Here is a 16,940-nt window from a genome sequence, read left to right on the forward strand (position 1 = left end):
GGGCATTTTCTTCCGGGGTACGATTCTTTCTAGCCATATGTAAAACCTCCTATGCGGTGCCTCTATTCTACACCACACAGGAGATTTACACAAAACTTGGGATAGTCTCGAACAGCAGGTAGACAGAATATGCCTTTGAATTTTTAGCAAACATGAAGTTACATTCTCCTTTCAAATCTCATTTTATATGACTTTTGCAAGCTGTTAAGCTAACTTGTGGAACATATGCCGAACCTTATCTATACGGCTATTCGGGCGGCGGGGTTGGCAAATAAATTTACCAATAGCTGGCTGGTATCCTTTTAACTCTGTCAAGCAGACTCCCTGCCCATTTGTGAAATAAGTTAAATCGTTCCTGTATTCTTGAATACATCTAGCAGGGATTTCTCCTTTCAGAATGACCTCGTCATTCTTTATCTGAGTACTTACAATATCTGCACAATACCTTGGAGCATCATGATACGCCCGTGAGAGATATTCCTGCGGTGCATAAATTTCAAAGTGGAGATATGGCTCTAATAGTTCTGTCCCTGCTTTTTTTAAAGCCTGCTCCAATACGATAGGGGAAAGCAGCCGAAAGTCTGCGGGGGTACTTACAGGACTATAATACAATCCATATTCAAAACAGATTTTACAGTCTGTCACTTTCCATCCATACAGCCCCTGCTCGCAGCCATAAAGAACCCCCTCCATAACCGCATTTTGGAACGATTGATTTAAATATCCAAGTGAAACTCTGCTTTCATACTGCACTCCGCTTCCAATAGGGAGCGGCTCTATGGACAACCCGACAGAAGCCCAGAAAGGATTTGGCGGGACTTCTATGTGGATGGTATATTCTGCTTTTCTAAGCGGTCTTTCCATATATATAACAGTAGGCTCTTTTATTTCTGCCTCCACATGATATTTTTCCTCAAGGATGGCACAAATGACTTCCATCTGCACATTCCCCAAAAAAGAAAGTATAATCTCATGCGTTGTAGTATCCACATAATATTTTAAAAGAGGGTCGCCATCTGAAATTTCTGTAAGTGCCCCAAGCAATATTTCCCGCTGTTCAGGTTTCTTTACTGCAATCGTTGTTTGGAGCATAGGGAGAGGATTTTCAATAAATTTTCTCTGCGGCAACAGCATTTCGTTCCCCAAAATACTGTTTAGCTGCAAAACATCATTTGGTAAAATTACAATATCACCAGAGCAGGCTGTATCGGATGGATATAATTCACCGTTTGTAGGAACACACATCTCTGTGATTTTTATTTTCTCTTTTTCAGATATTCTAATAACATCCCTCAAATGCAATGTTCCGCTATATATACGCACATAAACAAAACGCCGCCTTTTCTCTGAATATTCAATCTTAAAAACCTGCCCGCATAATTCAGATTGACCTTCAGGCGTTGATGAATAAAATTTACTGGCAATCACTTCTATAAGCTGCCGAATCCCCAGATTGTTTTTAGCGCTTCCGTGATAAACGGGAAATAACGTTCCGTTTTGGAATCTCCTGTTTTCTTCCTGTTCCAGTTCTGACATTTTAAACGGTTTCCCTGACATATATTTCTCTAATAGTTCATCGTTTCCCATAATTACCGCATCCCACTGTTCCATATCGTCATTGTCCGTTACATTTATATGGGGATGCTGCCCAACCTTTTGCTTCACTATAATTTCCGAAGAAAGCTTTGCTTTCATTTCCCGATATACCATTGGCAAATCAATCCCCTCTTGGTCAATTTTATTGATGAAAAAGATTGTCGGAATCTTCATTGTCTGTAGTGCATGAAACAGTATACGGGTCTGTGCCTGTATGCCATCCTTTGCAGAAACTAATAATACTGCTCCGTCTAAAACGGATAAAGAACGGTATACTTCCGCCAAAAAATCCATATGGCCTGGCGTATCTATAATGTTGACTTTTACATCCTCCCACTGAAAAGATGTCACTGCTGTCTGGATAGTGATTCCCCTTTGACGCTCCAAATTCATTGTATCTGTCCTTGTTGTGCCTTCATCTACGCTCCCTAGTTCTGCAATTGCACCACTGGTATACAATAAACTTTCCGTTAATGTTGTCTTTCCTGCGTCAACGTGAGCCAGAATGCCTAAGTTAATTATTTTCATGTGATTTTCCTCCTATCAACACCCAAAAAAGGGCATAAAAATACCCAGTGATAAATACTCCTATCACTGGGTAAATAACTCCAATAGCCCCAAAACACTTATATGTTTTCGGGCATATAAAATTACATGATAAAAGTATTCTTAAACTGGGTACAAAAAACTAAGCCCCATATTAAAAGTGAAACGGGACTGCTACTTTTTGTTCCCACTATCAAATTGACAGTTTATTTAAGAATACCTTGCCGCATATTTATTAACTCCTTGTATAATACTGAATCTAATTATATTCCTTAACCCTTTATTTGTCAAGCTGACAAACTAAAGCAGAAAAAGCGGCAGGATTTCCCCCTGCCACTAATCATCTGTTTATGCAAAAATAATTTCCTTTTCCACAATCTCCCTCGCACAAGCCCTTATGTTATTGAGGCATCCTGTCCATTCTAAGGCGTTTTCTGCCTTTAGCTGTTCCGTTATGCCCTGTGCCTGTTTCATACCCTCTATGAGCCTTTCAAAGCGTTCCTGTGCCTGTCTGTTGATGTCGGCAAGGTAGGCGTTTAGCCTGCCGCTTGTAAGAAGATTGGTGTATGTAACTTTACGGTACTGTTTTAGATAATCTAAATGCCGTTGCCCCCAGATGCCTATTGCCTGTTCTTCTTCGGCGGGTACAGTTAAGCACGGTATCAAATAATCCCCTTGCCTTTCGTATTTGCCGCCCAGTTCCTCAAATAATGATTGTACAATAGACAACTATTTATCTTTACCGGAAGGAAATACATATCCAACAATAGAGGAACTATTGACACATACTTCAGGCTATAAAGGATATTATTTAGAAAGTCCTATGGTTTCTAACTTTTTTAATGGTAGAAATGATTTTTATGGTGTTACAAAAGAAATGGTTTCTGACAAAGCAGGAAACTTGAATATGAATAAAGCAAGTTATGATTTCGTATATTCTAATTATGGTTATGCAGTATTAGGACTTGTTCTTGAGTCAGTATATGAAACGGAATATACAAGCTTGTTAAATGATTTTGCACAAAATGAATTATGTTTAACCTCAACACAGATTTCTGATAAAAGCGGAGACCTTGGAAAGTATTGGGATTGGAAAGAAGGCGATGCATATTTGTCAGCGGGAGCTGTCACATCAAATATTGAGGATATGCTTTTATACGCACAGATGCAACTTGAAGATAATTCATATTTTTCAGATTGCCATAATAGCCTGAAAAGCATTAATGCATCAACCGAAATGTATAAAACCATGGGTATTCATATGGATGAGATAGGAATGTCTTGGATTCTTGATAGTAAGAATAACATCATATGGCATAATGGTGGTACAGGAAATTATAATAGCTATCTTGGTTTTAATCCCGAAACAGGTACAGCTGTTGTTGTGCTTTCAAATCTCGCCCCGAATTATAGAGTCCCAGCTACTGTATTAGGTGTAAAATTGTTATTAGAACTTGATAATGAGAAGTGAAACTTTCAGTTTGGGCACGAGTTTGCCAGTAATCAAAAGTGAATAAAAATGACTTTAGAGCCATTGTAGAGAGATAAATCTACAGTGGCTTTTTTCGTGCAATAAAATGGCAGGGGTACTAAAAAGTCCTTGACATTTCGTCTCAGGCAAAACCGCAAAATCCATTCTGATTTCCTGCGGCGCGCGTCTTGCCGTGTTCGATATTGCGGAACTGCGGGAGGTCACTTCCTACGACGAGCTGGAGCTGGACACCCTGGGAGACCAAAAAACCGCCCTGTTCCTCATTATGAGCGACACGGACGATAGCTTTAACTTCCTGATCTCCATGTGCTACACCCAGCTGTTCAATCTGCTCTGCGAAAAAGCGGACGATGTGTACGGAGGGCGGCTGCCGGTTCATGTGCGCTGTCTCATTGACGAGTGCGCCAACATCGGCCAGATTCCCAAGCTGGAGAAATTGGTCGCCACCATCCGCAGCCGTGAGATTTCCGCCTGCCTGGTGCTGCAAGCACAGTCCCAGCTGAAAGCCATCTACAAGGACAACGCCGATACCATCATCGGCAACATGGATACCTCCATCTTCCTGGGCGGCAAGGAGCCGACCACCCTCAAGGAGCTGGCCGCCGTGCTGGGCAAGGAGACCATCGACACCTACAACACCGGGGAGAGCCGTGGGCGGGAAACCTCCCACTCTCTCAACTACCAGAAGCTCGGCAAAGAGCTTATGAGCCAGGATGAACTGGCCGTCATGGACGGCGGCAAGTGCATCCTCCAGCTGCGTGGTGTGCGTCCTTTCCTCTCGGACAAGTACGACATCACCAAGCACCCCAATTACCCGTACACCGCCGACGCGGACCCCAAGAACGCCTTTGACATCGAGGCGTTCCTGTCCACCCGGCTCAAGCTCAAACCCAACGAGGTCTACGATGTGTACGAAGTAGACGCAGAGGGCGCTTAAATCTGTTCCGCTGTGAAAGGAGTGATCGTATCTATCCGCCTCAACCGCCCTTTTTGGGGCATTGGCGTACAAAGCGGACAATCACCAAAAAATAATGAAAAAAGGAGGACAGCCGGAATCAGGCCCCGGAACCCGGGTGCCGATTGTTCCGGCTTTTGTATGCCTATGAATGACTAAATCAAACTTTTCAAATGATTCCGGCTAACTATAATTTATGGCATTTTTCAATCAGGCTATCACCGTTCTTCAGACCCTTGTGATCGCCCTCGGCGCTGGCCTCGGCATCTGGGGCGTCATCAACCTCCTGGAAGGTTACGGCAACGACAACCCCGGCGCGAAAAGCCAGGGCATGAAGCAGTTCATGGCTAATTAAAGGGAACAAAAAGAAAGGAAAAGCCAATCCAGACGGTATCAGCGGCAGGCTACAAGAATAAATTGTGATTTCACAAGATTGGTGCTATAATAAGAGAAAAGTTCCTGCCGGGGCAGCCGCTCCGGTGGTATGGATAGAAAGGCAGGAAAACAATATGCACATCAGCTATAAACCACTCTGGCACACACTGTTAGAGCGTGATATGAGAAAAGAGGATTTAAGGCTTGCCGCTGGTATGACAACAAATATGATTGCCAACATGAGCAAAGAGGGAAAGCACATCAGCATGGATACATTAGCCCGTATCTGCGAAACGCTGAATTGTGAGATTACCGATGTGATTGAGTTAGTACCAGACGAGCCTGCTTCCACAGGAGGTAAGGAACATGAGCGAATTGAAACCAAGAATAAAAGAAAACGGAATTGATTATATCCTTGTTGGAGATTACTACATCCCGGACTTGAAGTTGCCGGAGGAACACCGCCCCATCGGAAAGTACGGACGGATGCACCGGGAATATTTAAGAGAAGTCTGCCCAGCCAGATTACACACATTGACCCTGACCGGGGAATTGTGGACATATCTTGCAGACCTGAACGAACAGGCACAGAAACGGTTAGACACCATCATGGAGCAGATGAAAGCTGCCGAGGGCGTGACCGAGGAATTGAAGCGTACCCGTCAAATGGAATGGGTGCAGCGTTGCAATAACATTCACAACCGGGCAGAAGAAATTGTTTTACATGAGATGATTTATTCATAACGGTATGGTAGAATGATTATTACAAATTAGAAGTTGTAAAGGAGACTTTGTATGGGTAGAAAAGAAATAACAACAAAAGAAGATTTAATGAAAGTAATAGAATTATTCGAAAATACTGGAATTACATACTGGTTGGATGGCGGATGGGGTGTAGATATTTTAGCTGGTAAACAAACAAGAATTCATAGAGATATAGATATAAATTTTGATGCTCAACATACGGAAAAATTGTTAAATGTGCTTTTGAATCTGGGCTATAAAATTGATACAGACTGGAAACCGGTTAGAATAGAGTTATATAGTGATGAACTTGGTTACTTAGACATTCACCCGTTCGTTTTAAGTGAGGACGGAACTTCAAAACAAGCTGATTTAGAGGGTGGCTGGTATGAGTTTGAAAAAGATTACTTTGGTAGTGCTTTTTTTGAAGGAAAAACAATTCCTTGTATATCCTTAAAAGGCCAAAGAGTTTTCCATTCAGGTTATGAATTAAGAGATAAAGATAAGCATGATATTTCAATTCTTGAAAGTTTATCAAAATAACATTGCTGTAATTTCTAAGATAAATTCCACTTTATCGCTTTGAAATTTTAACTGAATAAGTATAGCACCAACCGCTGCTACATGGAAGCAAACACAACCATGCAACAGCGGTTTTTCTTTACCGTTTTTTCCTTTGACTGATAGGAGTTCCTGTTTTCTTTGATTTTTGTAGAATCCGAATGAGCCAGCGAAATTCTTCGTCTGACAGATTTTTATAGTTGATGCCGAGCTGCTTGCAGTAAAGGACAACCAGCTTTTCATCCCGACTGCCCTTGAAATTTTCAACCGCTTCCAAATTTTCTTTCAATTCATCGGCAACGGTGGTCTGGGGCGCACTCTCGCTGTCCTTTTTGTGGGCTTCCCGAATATCCCGGATAATGAGATTGAGGTCATCAAGAACCATGTGGCTGAAATATTCATCATCGCTGATATGGGCGGCTTGCAGCACTTTCAAATGCGGGTCGTCTTCGCCGGGGCGATACCGTTCAATGATTTCATGCCGGACAGTATCGACAAGGGCGTTGAGGTTTTGAATCTGCATGGTGGCAATCCCATCTACATAAATCTCAATGTCCGCAAGAAACTTGATAAAGTCCTTATGAGTGGCAAGCTCACAGAGCAGACGGTTGTTAATCCGACCGCCTTTCAGAAGTGCCACCATCTCATCATTCAAATGCAGCTCTGTTAGTGGCGTGTTGATCTGCTCCCGGTTCTCTGTCCGGCACAGCAGATAATCAACGGAAACCCCATAGAAGTCTGCCAGCGTGATAAGGTTGCCATGATTGATTTCCTTATAATCCTCTTTTTCATAACTGCCAAGAGCTGATTTGGAAATGCCCGTCAGCTCTGATAATTCTTCCAGATTTAAGCCTTTGTCCTTGCGGAGTTCCCAAAGGCGTTCCTGTATGCTTGTCGCTCCTTTCATGGGCGCACGCTCCTTTCCGGCGGTTTCATTACTGCCGCTTAACTGGATTATATCATACTTTCCGCAATCGTGGAAATTTCTGATTTTTACCCTTAATTCCTACTTTGTGGACATACGGCACAGGGCACAAAAATGTTCTATGATACAGGTAGTTCATCGATGGATTATTCCAATCGAATGACCAGCCTGTGTGGGATATGCTTCCCCGGCGATGTAGCGCCATGACTTTTGGCAGGGATATGGAGGAACCCTGACCGAAACGAGCGTACCAAAGGGAGCAATACGCCGCTGTGAGATTCAGGGGAGGAACGACACCGGGGAGAACTGGCGAACTGATACCGAAATGATACCGAAACACGACAATCTGATAGGGGGATAGTCTACCCTATTGCTGATACTTCTGGAGATTTTAGACGGCTCTATGACCGTAATTTTGCCGAAAATCGCCCCGAAACTATACACTAAAACGGGAGGAAACGCAATATGCCGAGAATGAGCAAAAAGAGGAAGCATGAGCTTTCTTTTTACCTCAATGACCGGGGGCGTGTCACTTACAACGAATTATGCCGGAAATGCAAGCATGGGTGCAAGCAGAGCTTCCGGGCGGTTGTGGTTGACTGCCCCCGTTATTTATCCAAAAGAGCAAAGAAAAAGGAGGAACACACCGAATGAATTTTGAATTTATGACGATAGGCACACCGTTGCCGCCCTGTATGCCCTTTCCCAGAGCGTTGACAGGATTTCCAGTCAGCAGCACCGCAAAGGTCATGTACTGCCGGATGTTGGACGCTATGCTATCCAACGGACAGGAGGACGAGAACGGAATCCTGTTTATCTGCTTCCCTGTCACAGCCATTGCCGCAGTCCTGTCCCGCAGCCCCATGACGGTCAAGCGTTCTCTGAATGAACTGGAAACCGCCGGACTGATCATGCGAGTGCGTCAGGGCGTTGGAGAACCAAACAGGATTTATGTGCTGATACCGGGAAAGGAGGACGCTGCCCTTGCCTGATACCTCAAAGCTGGAAAAGCTCAACCGAGAGTTGGAAAAGAGTGAAAAGAAACTGCGGAAAGCCATCAATGATGAAAAGGCATTGCAGCACCAGCTAAAGCAGCTTACCCGAAAAGAACGGACACACCGGCTCTGTACTCGTGGCGGTATGCTGGAAAGTTTTCTGCAAGAGCCGGAACGCCTGACAGATGATGATGTCATGCTGTTGTTGACACTCATTTTTCACAGGCAGGACACGCAGGAACTATTGAAGAAACTGCTGGAACGTGAGAAGCCGGAAACCCCTTAGTTTACTAAGGGCGCAATTATACACCACCCAAAGGTTGGTGCATTGCGTTCTCCGAAGGCTCCTTGCCGGAGGGCTGTGATTTTTCGCAGTCATGGTCTGCTCCAAATCATACAGGGGACGCTACGCTTCCCCTGCGCTGGCTACCGCCAGCTACCCTTTTGTGGACTTGTCATCTGGGGACACCTTGCGTTGCAAGCTGTTCCCAGCCGACAAGTTTCATAAAATATGCTATCTTTTCGATAGGCAATAAAGTATAATAAAGTCAGCAATAAATCGGAATTTTACGGTCAGTAAGGAATGCGTAAAGTTATATGATTGTATTATAAGCGATTTGTTAAATTTTTATAACCACTTGTATTTGCCTGCGATTTATGGTATAATATTTTAAAATTTAGAAAGAGGTGGGAAGATGATTAACTTTTCTTGCAAATAAAATCAAAATATGCGGTAGTGCTATACTTTGGCATTATTGTGTCTATTGCAAGAAAGTTATATGTCTATCTTACTCAATATAGTGCTGTTGCCACTTTTGCTTAGTGGTGTTATTATGCTATGACGAGCTGCAAGGATAAACTTTCTTGCGGCTCTTATTTTGTTTTGGAGGTGCTTTATGAATAGTGCAGAACAGATAGTTACACATGATTCACTCCGTATAGTGTCGGTTCCTTTTGGTGAAATCTATACGGAGTAAACATTCACCGAACCGACTTTGTATCGTATGACACGCAAAGGAGGATAATATTTATGTCAATGATTAAAATTGAAAACCTTACGTTTGCATATCCGACAAGTTATGATAATGTTTTTGAAAATGTCAGTTTCCAGGTTGATACCGATTGGAAGCTTGGTTTTGTGGGCAGAAACGGACGAGGTAAAACAACCTTTCTGAATCTTCTGCTTGGGAAATATGAGTATAGCGGAAAAATCCTATCATCCGTACAGTTTGATTATTTTCCTTATCCCGTTTCAGATAAGAATCGTATTACAGAGGATATATTGCAGGAGGTTTGCCCACTTGCGGAAGAATGGGAACTTATGCGAGAACTTTCTTATCTTGATGTTGATGTCGATGTGCTTTGGCGACCTTTTGAAACACTTTCCAACGGAGAGCAGACAAAGGTTTTGCTTGCCGCTCTTTTTCTTAATGAAGGGCATTTCCTACTGATTGATGAACCTACCAACCATTTGGATGCCAAAGCGAGAAAAAGTGTGGCGGCATATCTGAAAAAGAAAAAGGGATTCATCTTAGTTTCTCACGATCGTCGCTTTCTTGACGATTGTGTTGACCATATTCTATCGATTAACCGAGCGAATATCGAAGTGCAAAGAGGAAACTTTTCATCATGGATGTCAAATTTTGAGCGACAGCAAGAATTTGAACTGGCTCAGAACGAACGTTTGCAAAAGGACATCAGACGATTACAGCAGTCGGCAAAACGCTCTGCAGTATGGTCTGAACGTGTAGAAGCTTCCAAAATTGGGGCAGCAGATAAAGGTTATGTCGGTCATAAAGCCGCCAAAATGATGAAGCGTTCAAAATCTATAGAAGCGAGACAACAACAGACAATCGAACAAAAATCAGCATTGCTGAAAAATGTGGAAACCGCAGAAGCCCTCAAGATACAACCGCTTAATTACCATACAGATTTGCTTGCATCATTATCGAATGTAGTAGTTTATTATGATGGCATTTCAGTTTGTGAACCCGTTTCGTTTGAAATAAGACAGGGAGAACGCATTGTGCTTGATGGAAAGAACGGCAGTGGCAAAAGTAGCCTGTTAAAGTTGGTAGTCGGGCAGTCCATAGATTATACGGGTACAGTAACACTTGGCTCTGGGCTTGTAATTTCTTATGTGCCACAGGATACATCGTATTTATGTGGAACCCTTTCCGAGTTTGCAGAAGAAAACAACCTTGATGAAAGTTTGTTCAAGGCAATTCTTAGGAAAATGGACTTTGAGCGTGTACAGTTTGAAAAGGATATTAAAGACTTTTCTGGCGGGCAAAAGAAGAAAGTCCTAATTGCGAAAAGCCTTTGTGAAAAGGCACACTTGTATGTATGGGATGAACCGCTCAACTTTATTGATGTGTACTCACGTATGCAGATTGAACAACTCATAACGGAGTTTGCCCCGACCATGCTCCTGGTAGAACATGACAGTGTTTTTCGAGATACTGTGGCAAGTAAAATTGTGAATATCTAAATTGGTTCTTCCGCAATTTTACGTTTTTCGCTTTAATAAAAATGGAGAATGCTGATTTACACTGGCATTCCAGTATTGAAAAATTACAAAATACGGATAATTGCGTAAGAACCTCTAAATTAAAATAATTGTATGGGTTAATTCCAGCTTTACAGAGACTCAAATTCCAGTTTGTAGAATTAAGAAAATCGTAATTTGTGGAGGTAAAATATAGATGAATCAAGGTAGAATTATTGTAATCACAGGTGCGCCGGGGACAGGAAAAACTACAACGGCATCTGCTGTTGCAAAAGAATCAGATTTGGAAAAGTCTGTGCATATGCACACAGATGACTTTTATCATTATTTGAGTAAAGGGGCAATACCACCGCATTTGCCAGAATCAAATGAGCAAAATTTGATTGTCATTGAAGCGTTTTTAGAAGCTGCGAAGCGATATGCTCGTGGTGGATATGATGTAATTGTTGACGGTATTATCGGACCGTGGTTTTTAAAGCCGTGGCAAAGTCTTGTTCGGGAACATTATGAGGTGCATTATATTATTTTAAGGGCAAGTAAGGAAGAAACCTTGAAGCGAGCTGTTGAACGCTCAAAGTTAGACCGAAAGACAAATATCGAATTGGTAGAAACCATGTGGGAGCAATTTTGCAATCTGGGAATATATGAATCGAATGTTATAGATACGACCACTTATTCCATTCAAGAAACTGTTTCCGCAGTACAAGAAAAAATCGCAAGTAGGGCAGCGTTGTTGTCTTAGATTGTTTTGGTGCAATTCCAGTTTGTTAGCTTTACATCGGGTCAACTTGTCCCGAACTTTTACAACTAAATACCCGCCGCTCACACAGTGGCACACCGAGCAGGAAATCTGAAAAAGGTCTCCTGCTTTTTTTCTGCCCAAAATGAGGTGGTAAAACGCCACCCCATCCACCAATTAGCGAAAGGAGGGACACGAAATGCCTTGTCCACACAACGAAATCACGATTGTTCAGCGCAGCCAGCGGCAGTCTGCGGTTGCCGCCGCTGCTTGCCAAAGCGGCGAAAAGCTGTTCTGTGAATACGACCAGCAAGTAAAGCACTACCCGGAAAAGCGTGGTATCGTCCACAATGAAATCCTGCTCCCGGCAAATGCTCCACAGGAATATGCAGACCGCAATACTTTACCATAGGTTCCGTTTTGCGGATTCTGTATCAGATAAAAATCATCAGCTAAGATACCACCATCATCACCGATTGCAGAACTTATTTCAGAAAGACCTCCATGATCCCAGTGATAGAGATAGAGTTTGATATCATGAAAACCATCTATGTTTCCAAGCAGCAGTTCCGGCGTACCATCTACATCCATATCGAACAGGCGAGCATACACCGGTTGGGCCACGCCGGTTTCCGTATCGACTTCCTACCGGCTGATAGTTTGGAGCATGGCGCGAGCCATTTTTTGTTTGTCCGTAGCTACAGGGTTTTGCCCCCATACCCGAATTGACGGACAGAAAAATCAGTCGTAAACTGGAATAGAAAGGGGCGAAAAAAATGGAACAGCAAAAGGACAAAAAAGGTGCGCCGCCACCTCGCTACGATACTGCCTTCAAAGCCGGCGCAGTGAAAATGGTAGCAGAGCAAGGACGGGACCCCAAGGAAGTTGCTCGAGACCTCGGCATTTGCATCGACACCCTACGCAGCTGGCTGAAGGCCTCAGGGATGCAGCTGGGCCAGGTGAGCCGCTACAACCGGGAACAGCAGCGGATCCGGGAGCTGGAAGCGGAGATCCGTACGCTGCGCAAGCAGCTGGGTGAGAAAGATGAGGTCATTGACATCCTAAAAAAATCCGTCGGCATCCTGTCGAAACCATAGTGGAAAAATACCGCTGCGTTCAGGCGCTGCACCGCCAGGGAGCCACTGTGGAACAGGCATGCCGGACCCTGGAGATCTCGCGCAGCGGCTACTATGATTGGCTGCATCGTAAACCCTGTGTGCGGGAGCAGCGCAATCAAGCACTGAAACGGAAACTGGTGGAACTGCACCAAAAATATCCTGCCCTGGGGTTGGACAGCCTCTATCATCTGCTTAAACCGGATTTTGGCTGCTCTCGCAAGCGGGTACACCGTCAGATGCGCCTTGCCGGTATCTGTTCGGCCAGACATCGGGCCTATAAAGTCACAACCAACTCCAAGCACAGCCATCCCGTTGCATCGAATCTCCTCAAACGAAACTTCTTCTTTGAACGCACGAATCAAGCCTGGGTGGGCGATATTACCTACATTCCCACCGGTGAGGGCTGGCTCTATCTTGCCATTGTAAAGGACCTGTGTACCCGTAAAATTGTAGGTTACGCATTTTCCGACCGCATCGATACATCGCTGACACTGGCAGCCCTGGACATGGCAGTGTGTCGCTGCAAGCCGTCAACAGGCTTGATCTTTCACAGTGACCGGGGCGTCCAGTACGCTGCCAGGGCCTTTCGGGAGCGGTTGGCGACCTACGGAATCCGGCAGAGCATGTCCCGCAAAGGTGATCCATACGATAACGCCGTCGCAGAAAATTTCTTCAGCTGCCTCAAGTGTGAGCTGATTCACCTGAAGCAGTACCCAACGCGGGCCAGTGCACAAGCCGATGTATTCTCATATCTGGAGGCTTTCTATAACTCCGTCCGGCCACATTCTGCCTTGGGCTGGGTGTCTCCCGTACAGTTTGAGAAAAACCTTTTGGCGGCTCAGGCTGCATGAACGAGTATCCACAAGAATAACTATGATTCATTCCGTTTTTGCTGCGTTTTTCGTGTCCGTTTTTCCGGGAAGGGCTCAGTTTGCCACAGGATGGATGTCTTTGTCAATGGAAGCAGCATAGTGATTGAGAGATTCCAAGAGCTCCGCCAGAGGCAGACCATCAGCCAATTCCTCTTCCAGCGTAGGCCATTCATATTCGTTTGCAGGCGCTTCAATGGGCGGCTGTGCTTCCAGCATTGCCTGATAGGCTTCCTGTGTATAGAAGGTGCTGACCCCATCCTCTGTGACGACAATCTGATCTGTGTCGGGCTGATACTCCTTCTGCCAGGTATGTGCCAGCGTTGTACGTCCATTTCCAAAGGAATAGGTGGTATGGCCTTCCATCATCAAAGTTGAGCCCACGTTCTCCAGGGACACAACACCGGTCTGGTCGTCCGTGCGAAGGTAAATACTGTATCGCCCCATCCAGTTCTCTGAGTTTGCAATCAACTGGACGTCGTCATTGGCCCATCCCCAGATAGTGCAGGAGCTGGTAACCTTTTCCGGGTCGTAAGTAATCAGATACGGGTTTCCGTCACCAGCCAGATCTGCCAGAATGGCACGAGAGCGGGTGGTCTCATAGGGGCCGCTGTAGCCCTGGACTGTAAATGGCAAATCCCAGAAAACAACCGGATCTTTTATGCACTCATCCATGATAGGGAAATCCCCTTCGGCAGTCATGGCGACCTTACCGGTCATGCCGTCAGCCAGCAGTTGGGCATAGGCCAGTGCTTGCTCCGCCGACAGCGTGCAAATTTCCGGGTTTCCATAATACGGAATCTGAGACAGGGCCGCCGCAGCTCTGGCGGCATTGTCCTGCTGCACCGTTTCTTCTGTCTCCGCCTCTGAAGCAACATTCTGTTGCTGGCCTGTGGTAACGGTCGCCGGTTTCTGAGCCGCTTGGGTTTGGCCCGCGGTAATAACAATCGGTTCCCTGTCTGCCTGCGTGATGACCGGTTCCTGGGAGCTGCAGGCTGTCAGCGCTATGGAAACAGTACAGACCTGTAAGATTTTTTTCACAACTGACAAAGTGTCCATGTGGTTCTCATTCCTTTTCCATTGAGTTATCCAGCAATCGCTCTGCCCACAAAGAACGGGCCGCCGACCGCTTACATCAGTAAAGAGCAATTAGCGGCCCGTATGGTTTTACAAAATTAAAAAAATTTATAAATTTTTCTCAGGATATCTCGTTCCGTATTTCTTTTTGTGAGGCATATCTGTTCCAGTTATTTTACCTCATACAAGCGAAAAAGCCCCGATTTTTCTGAACTTTTTTGACAGACGGCGTGGGTGTTGCAAAATGCAACACCCACTTTGGAAATTCCAGCATTGCAGCGATGTCTGATACTGGCACACCCATGATGGGATGCATCCCAGGGCTTGAAAATTGGAGTGCGCTCAGTTTTCGAGTAACAGCATCTGGTTCACCGTCTCTTCGGTCTTCTCTGTGGCCGGAGGGTTGACAACCGGCCGGGCAGAGTCCTTCAAAGCCACGGCATAGTCGTTGAGGCCGTTCAGCATCTCCTCCAGGGTCATGCCATCGGCCATGGTTTCTTCCAGAGTGGGCCCGGTATAGCCGACTTTGCCGTTGGGCGGCGCAGCAGTCAGCGTGCTCCGCAGCTGTTTCCATTCCTCCTCTGTATACCCGGTGGTTACGCCATCCTCTGTGAACTCAATGAGACCGCTGGTGGAGGCGGTCCAGACCTTCCAGGCATGGGTCAGAGAGGCGGTGCCGTCTGCAAATGTGTACGTATTCTGATACGAGGTACTGCCGTTGCCGAACGACTCCGAAATCGACACGGCGCCGGTCTGGGGATCCGCAGAGAAGAAGGCGTCGTAGAAAATGTGCCAGCGTTCCGAGTTCAGCACCAGCTGGATACCGTCTTCTGTCCAGCCCCAGACGGTACAGGAACAGGCGTTTCTTTCCGGATCGAAGGCAGAGATGGTTTTCTCCGGGTCAAAGGTGATAAGATAGGGATTGCCGTCGCCGGCAAGATCCGCCAGAATGGCCCGAGAACGGGTAGTTTCATATTGGTCCATGTTGTTCACAGAAAATGGCTGATCCCAGGGAGCGTAGGCGTCATCCATGGTCTGATCCATAATAGGAATAGCGCCATTGTGGATCATGGATGCGTGCCCCATGATGCCGTCGGCCAGCAGCTGGGCGTAAGACAGGGCCTGCCTGGCCGACATCCGGCAGTTCTCCCGGTCGCCGTAATAGGTCAGACTGGATAGAATTGCATCTGCCGCGGTCGGATCTGGAGAGGACGTATCCGAAGCCGGGCGGCTATCGAAGGCGTCAGCGTAGTTGTTGAGGGCCTCCATCATCTCCGTCAGTGTCAGGCTGGCATCCATAGTCTCGTCCAGGGAAGGCCAGGCATAACTTTGTTCGGTGGACGGCGAGAAATAGAAGTTTTCACCGCGCGCATCCCATTCTTCAGGGTCAGGATGTGTAACGACGCCGTCCTTGTAATAGGAATATATGGGCGTTCCTGTTTGGTTATCGGGTTGCTGACCGCGCGCATCTTGCAGTTCGGCGCCGCCGTCCTGAAAGACGTAGACACGCTGAATATAACTACTCCCTGCGCTCTCCTCATCCAAAAGCAATACAGCACCGGTCTGGGGATCTGTCAGAAAGAACGAATTGGCATAGCCGCTCCAACGTTCCGCGTTGAGCACCAGTTGGAGGCCGTCTTCTGTCCATCCCCAGACGGTGCAGGAACAGACGTTCCTTCCCGATTCACTGTCGGAGATGTTTTTTTCCGGGTCAAAGGTGATAAGATAGGGATTGCCGTCACCGGCCAGATCTGCCAGAACAGCTTGGGAGCGAGTCGTTTCGTATCCTCCGCTGATACTGTTCACGGAAAATGGCTGATCCCAGGGAACATGAGATTGGACCATACGCCGGTCCATGACGGGGAACTCTCCGTAGGCTGTCATGGCGGCTTCACCGGCCATGCCGCTGGCCAGCAGCTGTGCATAGGACAGTGCTTGCTCCGCCGACAGCGTGCAAATTTCCGGGTTTCCATAATACGGAATCTGAGACAGGGCCGCTGCAGCTCTGGCGGCATTGTCCTGTTGCACCGTTTCCTCTGTCTCCACCTCTGAAACAACATCCTGCGTCTGGCCCGCGGTAATAGCAATCGGTTCCCTGTCTGCCTGCGTGATGACCGGTTCCTGAGAGCCGCAGGCTGTCAGCGCTATGGAAACAGTACAGGCCTGTAAGATTTTTTTCACTGCTGTCAAAGTGTCCATACTTTTCTCATTCCTTCTCTGTTGAATTATCTGGCAATCGCTCTGCCCGGAAAGAATGGGCCGCCAACTGCTTACATCAGTAAAGAGCGATTGGCGACCCCTATGGTTTTACAAAATTAAAAAAATTTCTAAGGCAATACCGCACAGAAAAGTAGGCGCGATACTGCCAGAAGTGATATAATAAGACCATGGATAAACAGATGACAATGTCTGCGCTTAGTGATGAGTTGGCGCAGGTAC

General features: G+C 45.9%; 18 protein-coding genes and 3 pseudogenes. 15 read left to right on the forward strand and 6 right to left on the reverse strand.

What is annotated here, in order from left to right; translation table 11 throughout:
* Positions 1–204: 204 nt before the first annotated feature.
* On the reverse strand, positions 205–2,124 hold the full coding sequence (gene tet(O), locus ACTQ33_RS16035; RefSeq protein ID WP_117477955.1) for a tetracycline resistance ribosomal protection protein Tet(O): 1,920 nt from the start codon (positions 2,122–2,124) through the stop codon (positions 205–207).
* 366 nt (positions 2,125–2,490) lie between these two features.
* Complete coding sequence (locus ACTQ33_RS16040; protein ID WP_013291955.1) at positions 2,491–2,865, reverse strand: TnpV protein; 375 nt, start codon at positions 2,863–2,865, stop codon at positions 2,491–2,493.
* A 55-nt stretch (positions 2,866–2,920) separates the two neighbouring features.
* On the opposite strand from ACTQ33_RS16040, the gene ACTQ33_RS16045 reads away from it, so the two are divergent.
* The 6 genes and pseudogenes from ACTQ33_RS16045 to ACTQ33_RS16070 all read left to right on the forward strand — a co-directional run bounded on the left by ACTQ33_RS16045 (position 2,921) and on the right by ACTQ33_RS16070 (position 6,251).
* The gene (locus ACTQ33_RS16045; RefSeq protein ID WP_010073961.1) at positions 2,921–3,613 is read left to right on the forward strand and encodes a serine hydrolase domain-containing protein; all 693 of its coding nucleotides are present in this window, start codon (positions 2,921–2,923) and stop codon (positions 3,611–3,613) included.
* Positions 3,614–3,755: 142 nt separating this feature from the next.
* Positions 3,756–4,571: pseudogene (locus tag ACTQ33_RS16050) on the forward strand (VirD4-like conjugal transfer protein, CD1115 family); the annotation flags it as partial.
* A 214-nt stretch (positions 4,572–4,785) separates the two neighbouring features.
* Positions 4,786–4,938 (forward strand): annotated as a pseudogene (locus ACTQ33_RS16055) (Maff2 family mobile element protein); the annotation flags it as partial.
* A gap of 70 nt (positions 4,939–5,008) precedes the next feature.
* On the forward strand, positions 5,009–5,371 hold the full coding sequence (locus ACTQ33_RS16060) for a helix-turn-helix domain-containing protein (protein ID WP_007887891.1): 363 nt from the start codon (positions 5,009–5,011) through the stop codon (positions 5,369–5,371).
* A complete protein-coding gene (locus tag ACTQ33_RS16065; RefSeq protein WP_002584333.1) occupies positions 5,331–5,708 on the forward strand; it encodes a TnpV protein in 378 nt (125 codons plus the stop codon). Before ACTQ33_RS16060 ends, ACTQ33_RS16065 begins: the two co-directional genes overlap by 41 nt.
* Before the next feature lie 51 nt (positions 5,709–5,759).
* The gene (locus tag ACTQ33_RS16070) at positions 5,760–6,251 is read left to right on the forward strand and encodes a nucleotidyltransferase domain-containing protein (RefSeq protein WP_002584332.1); all 492 of its coding nucleotides are present in this window, start codon (positions 5,760–5,762) and stop codon (positions 6,249–6,251) included.
* A 118-nt stretch (positions 6,252–6,369) separates the two neighbouring features.
* Here ACTQ33_RS16070 and ACTQ33_RS16075 read toward each other — a convergent pair whose 3' ends face one another.
* Positions 6,370–7,176 (reverse strand): helix-turn-helix domain-containing protein, encoded by an 807-nt coding sequence (locus tag ACTQ33_RS16075; RefSeq protein WP_002584331.1) that lies wholly within the window; start codon positions 7,174–7,176, stop codon positions 6,370–6,372.
* A 483-nt stretch (positions 7,177–7,659) separates the two neighbouring features.
* On the opposite strand from ACTQ33_RS16075, the gene ACTQ33_RS16080 reads away from it, so the two are divergent.
* The 6 genes and pseudogenes from ACTQ33_RS16080 to ACTQ33_RS16105 form a co-directional block, all read left to right on the forward strand.
* Positions 7,660–7,848 carry a hypothetical protein gene (locus tag ACTQ33_RS16080; RefSeq protein WP_002584330.1) on the forward strand — a complete coding sequence of 63 codons (189 nt, stop codon included), beginning with the start codon at positions 7,660–7,662 and terminating at the stop codon, positions 7,846–7,848.
* Complete coding sequence (locus tag ACTQ33_RS16085; protein ID WP_002584329.1) at positions 7,845–8,186, forward strand: DeoR family transcriptional regulator; 342 nt, start codon at positions 7,845–7,847, stop codon at positions 8,184–8,186. Before ACTQ33_RS16080 ends, ACTQ33_RS16085 begins: the two co-directional genes overlap by 4 nt.
* Positions 8,179–8,475 (forward strand): DUF3847 domain-containing protein, encoded by a 297-nt coding sequence (locus tag ACTQ33_RS16090; RefSeq protein ID WP_002584328.1) that lies wholly within the window; start codon positions 8,179–8,181, stop codon positions 8,473–8,475. The genes ACTQ33_RS16085 and ACTQ33_RS16090 overlap by 8 nt, the downstream gene beginning before the upstream one ends.
* A 744-nt stretch (positions 8,476–9,219) precedes the next feature.
* Positions 9,220–10,680, forward strand: coding sequence for an Lsa family ABC-F type ribosomal protection protein (locus ACTQ33_RS16095; RefSeq protein ID WP_441465535.1), 1,461 nt, complete (start codon positions 9,220–9,222; stop codon positions 10,678–10,680).
* A gap of 214 nt (positions 10,681–10,894) precedes the next feature.
* Positions 10,895–11,440 (forward strand): AAA family ATPase, encoded by a 546-nt coding sequence (locus ACTQ33_RS16100; protein WP_002584326.1) that lies wholly within the window; start codon positions 10,895–10,897, stop codon positions 11,438–11,440.
* Between the two features lie 196 nt (positions 11,441–11,636).
* Positions 11,637–11,843 (forward strand): annotated as a pseudogene (locus ACTQ33_RS16105) (MobA/MobL family protein); the annotation flags it as partial.
* On the opposite strand, the gene ACTQ33_RS16110 reads toward ACTQ33_RS16105, so the two are convergent.
* Positions 11,759–12,061, reverse strand: coding sequence for a hypothetical protein (locus ACTQ33_RS16110; protein WP_441465541.1), 303 nt, complete (start codon positions 12,059–12,061; stop codon positions 11,759–11,761). The pseudogene ACTQ33_RS16105 and the gene ACTQ33_RS16110 overlap by 85 nt on opposite strands.
* Here ACTQ33_RS16110 and ACTQ33_RS16115 point away from each other — a divergent pair.
* Genes ACTQ33_RS16115 through ACTQ33_RS16125 form a run of 3 tightly spaced genes read left to right on the forward strand, consistent with a single transcriptional unit; the run spans position 11,975 to position 13,406 of the window.
* On the forward strand, positions 11,975–12,166 hold the full coding sequence (locus ACTQ33_RS16115; protein WP_441465536.1) for a hypothetical protein: 192 nt from the start codon (positions 11,975–11,977) through the stop codon (positions 12,164–12,166). The genes ACTQ33_RS16110 and ACTQ33_RS16115 overlap by 87 nt on opposite strands.
* A 47-nt stretch (positions 12,167–12,213) precedes the next feature.
* Positions 12,214–12,534: a transposase gene (locus ACTQ33_RS16120; protein ID WP_441465537.1), complete on the forward strand. Its 321-nt coding sequence runs from the start codon at positions 12,214–12,216 to the stop codon at positions 12,532–12,534.
* Positions 12,535–12,581: 47 nt separating this feature from the next.
* Positions 12,582–13,406, forward strand: a complete 825-nt coding sequence (locus ACTQ33_RS16125; RefSeq protein ID WP_441465538.1) for an IS3 family transposase — start codon at positions 12,582–12,584, stop codon at positions 13,404–13,406.
* Between the two features lie 75 nt (positions 13,407–13,481).
* On the opposite strand, the gene ACTQ33_RS16130 is transcribed toward ACTQ33_RS16125, so the two are convergent.
* Together ACTQ33_RS16130 and ACTQ33_RS16135 are read right to left on the reverse strand one after the other, a co-directional pair.
* Positions 13,482–14,483 carry a hypothetical protein gene (locus ACTQ33_RS16130; protein WP_441465539.1) on the reverse strand — a complete coding sequence of 334 codons (1,002 nt, stop codon included), beginning with the start codon at positions 14,481–14,483 and terminating at the stop codon, positions 13,482–13,484.
* Between the two features lie 360 nt (positions 14,484–14,843).
* Entirely contained in the window at positions 14,844–16,700 is a 1,857-nt protein-coding gene (locus ACTQ33_RS16135) for a hypothetical protein (RefSeq protein ID WP_441465540.1), read from the reverse strand.
* Between the last annotated feature and the right edge of the window lie 240 nt (positions 16,701–16,940).

The organism is Candidatus Avoscillospira sp. LCP25S3_F1, from assembly GCF_052117125.1.
Taxonomy (GTDB): domain Bacteria; phylum Bacillota; class Clostridia; order Oscillospirales; family Oscillospiraceae; genus Avoscillospira_A.

What these genes read in the sequence shown, in the direction of transcription:
- ACTQ33_RS16065 (WP_002584333.1), top strand. Translation starts at nt 5,331, where the DNA reads ATGAGCGAATTGAAACCAAGAATAAAAGAAAACGGAATTGATTATATC.
- ACTQ33_RS16070 (WP_002584332.1), top strand. Translation starts at nt 5,760, where the DNA reads ATGGGTAGAAAAGAAATAACAACAAAAGAAGATTTAATGAAAGTAATA.
- ACTQ33_RS16075 (WP_002584331.1), bottom strand. Translation starts at nt 7,176, where the DNA reads ATGAAAGGAGCGACAAGCATACAGGAACGCCTTTGGGAACTCCGCAAG.
- ACTQ33_RS16080 (WP_002584330.1), top strand. Translation starts at nt 7,660, where the DNA reads ATGCCGAGAATGAGCAAAAAGAGGAAGCATGAGCTTTCTTTTTACCTC.
- ACTQ33_RS16085 (WP_002584329.1), top strand. Translation starts at nt 7,845, where the DNA reads ATGAATTTTGAATTTATGACGATAGGCACACCGTTGCCGCCCTGTATG.
- ACTQ33_RS16095 (WP_441465535.1), top strand. Translation starts at nt 9,220, where the DNA reads ATGTCAATGATTAAAATTGAAAACCTTACGTTTGCATATCCGACAAGT.
- ACTQ33_RS16100 (WP_002584326.1), top strand. Translation starts at nt 10,895, where the DNA reads ATGAATCAAGGTAGAATTATTGTAATCACAGGTGCGCCGGGGACAGGA.
- ACTQ33_RS16115 (WP_441465536.1), top strand. Translation starts at nt 11,975, where the DNA reads ATGAAAACCATCTATGTTTCCAAGCAGCAGTTCCGGCGTACCATCTAC.
- ACTQ33_RS16120 (WP_441465537.1), top strand. Translation starts at nt 12,214, where the DNA reads ATGGAACAGCAAAAGGACAAAAAAGGTGCGCCGCCACCTCGCTACGAT.
- ACTQ33_RS16130 (WP_441465539.1), bottom strand. Translation starts at nt 14,483, where the DNA reads ATGGACACTTTGTCAGTTGTGAAAAAAATCTTACAGGTCTGTACTGTT.
- ACTQ33_RS16135 (WP_441465540.1), bottom strand. Translation starts at nt 16,700, where the DNA reads ATGGACACTTTGACAGCAGTGAAAAAAATCTTACAGGCCTGTACTGTT.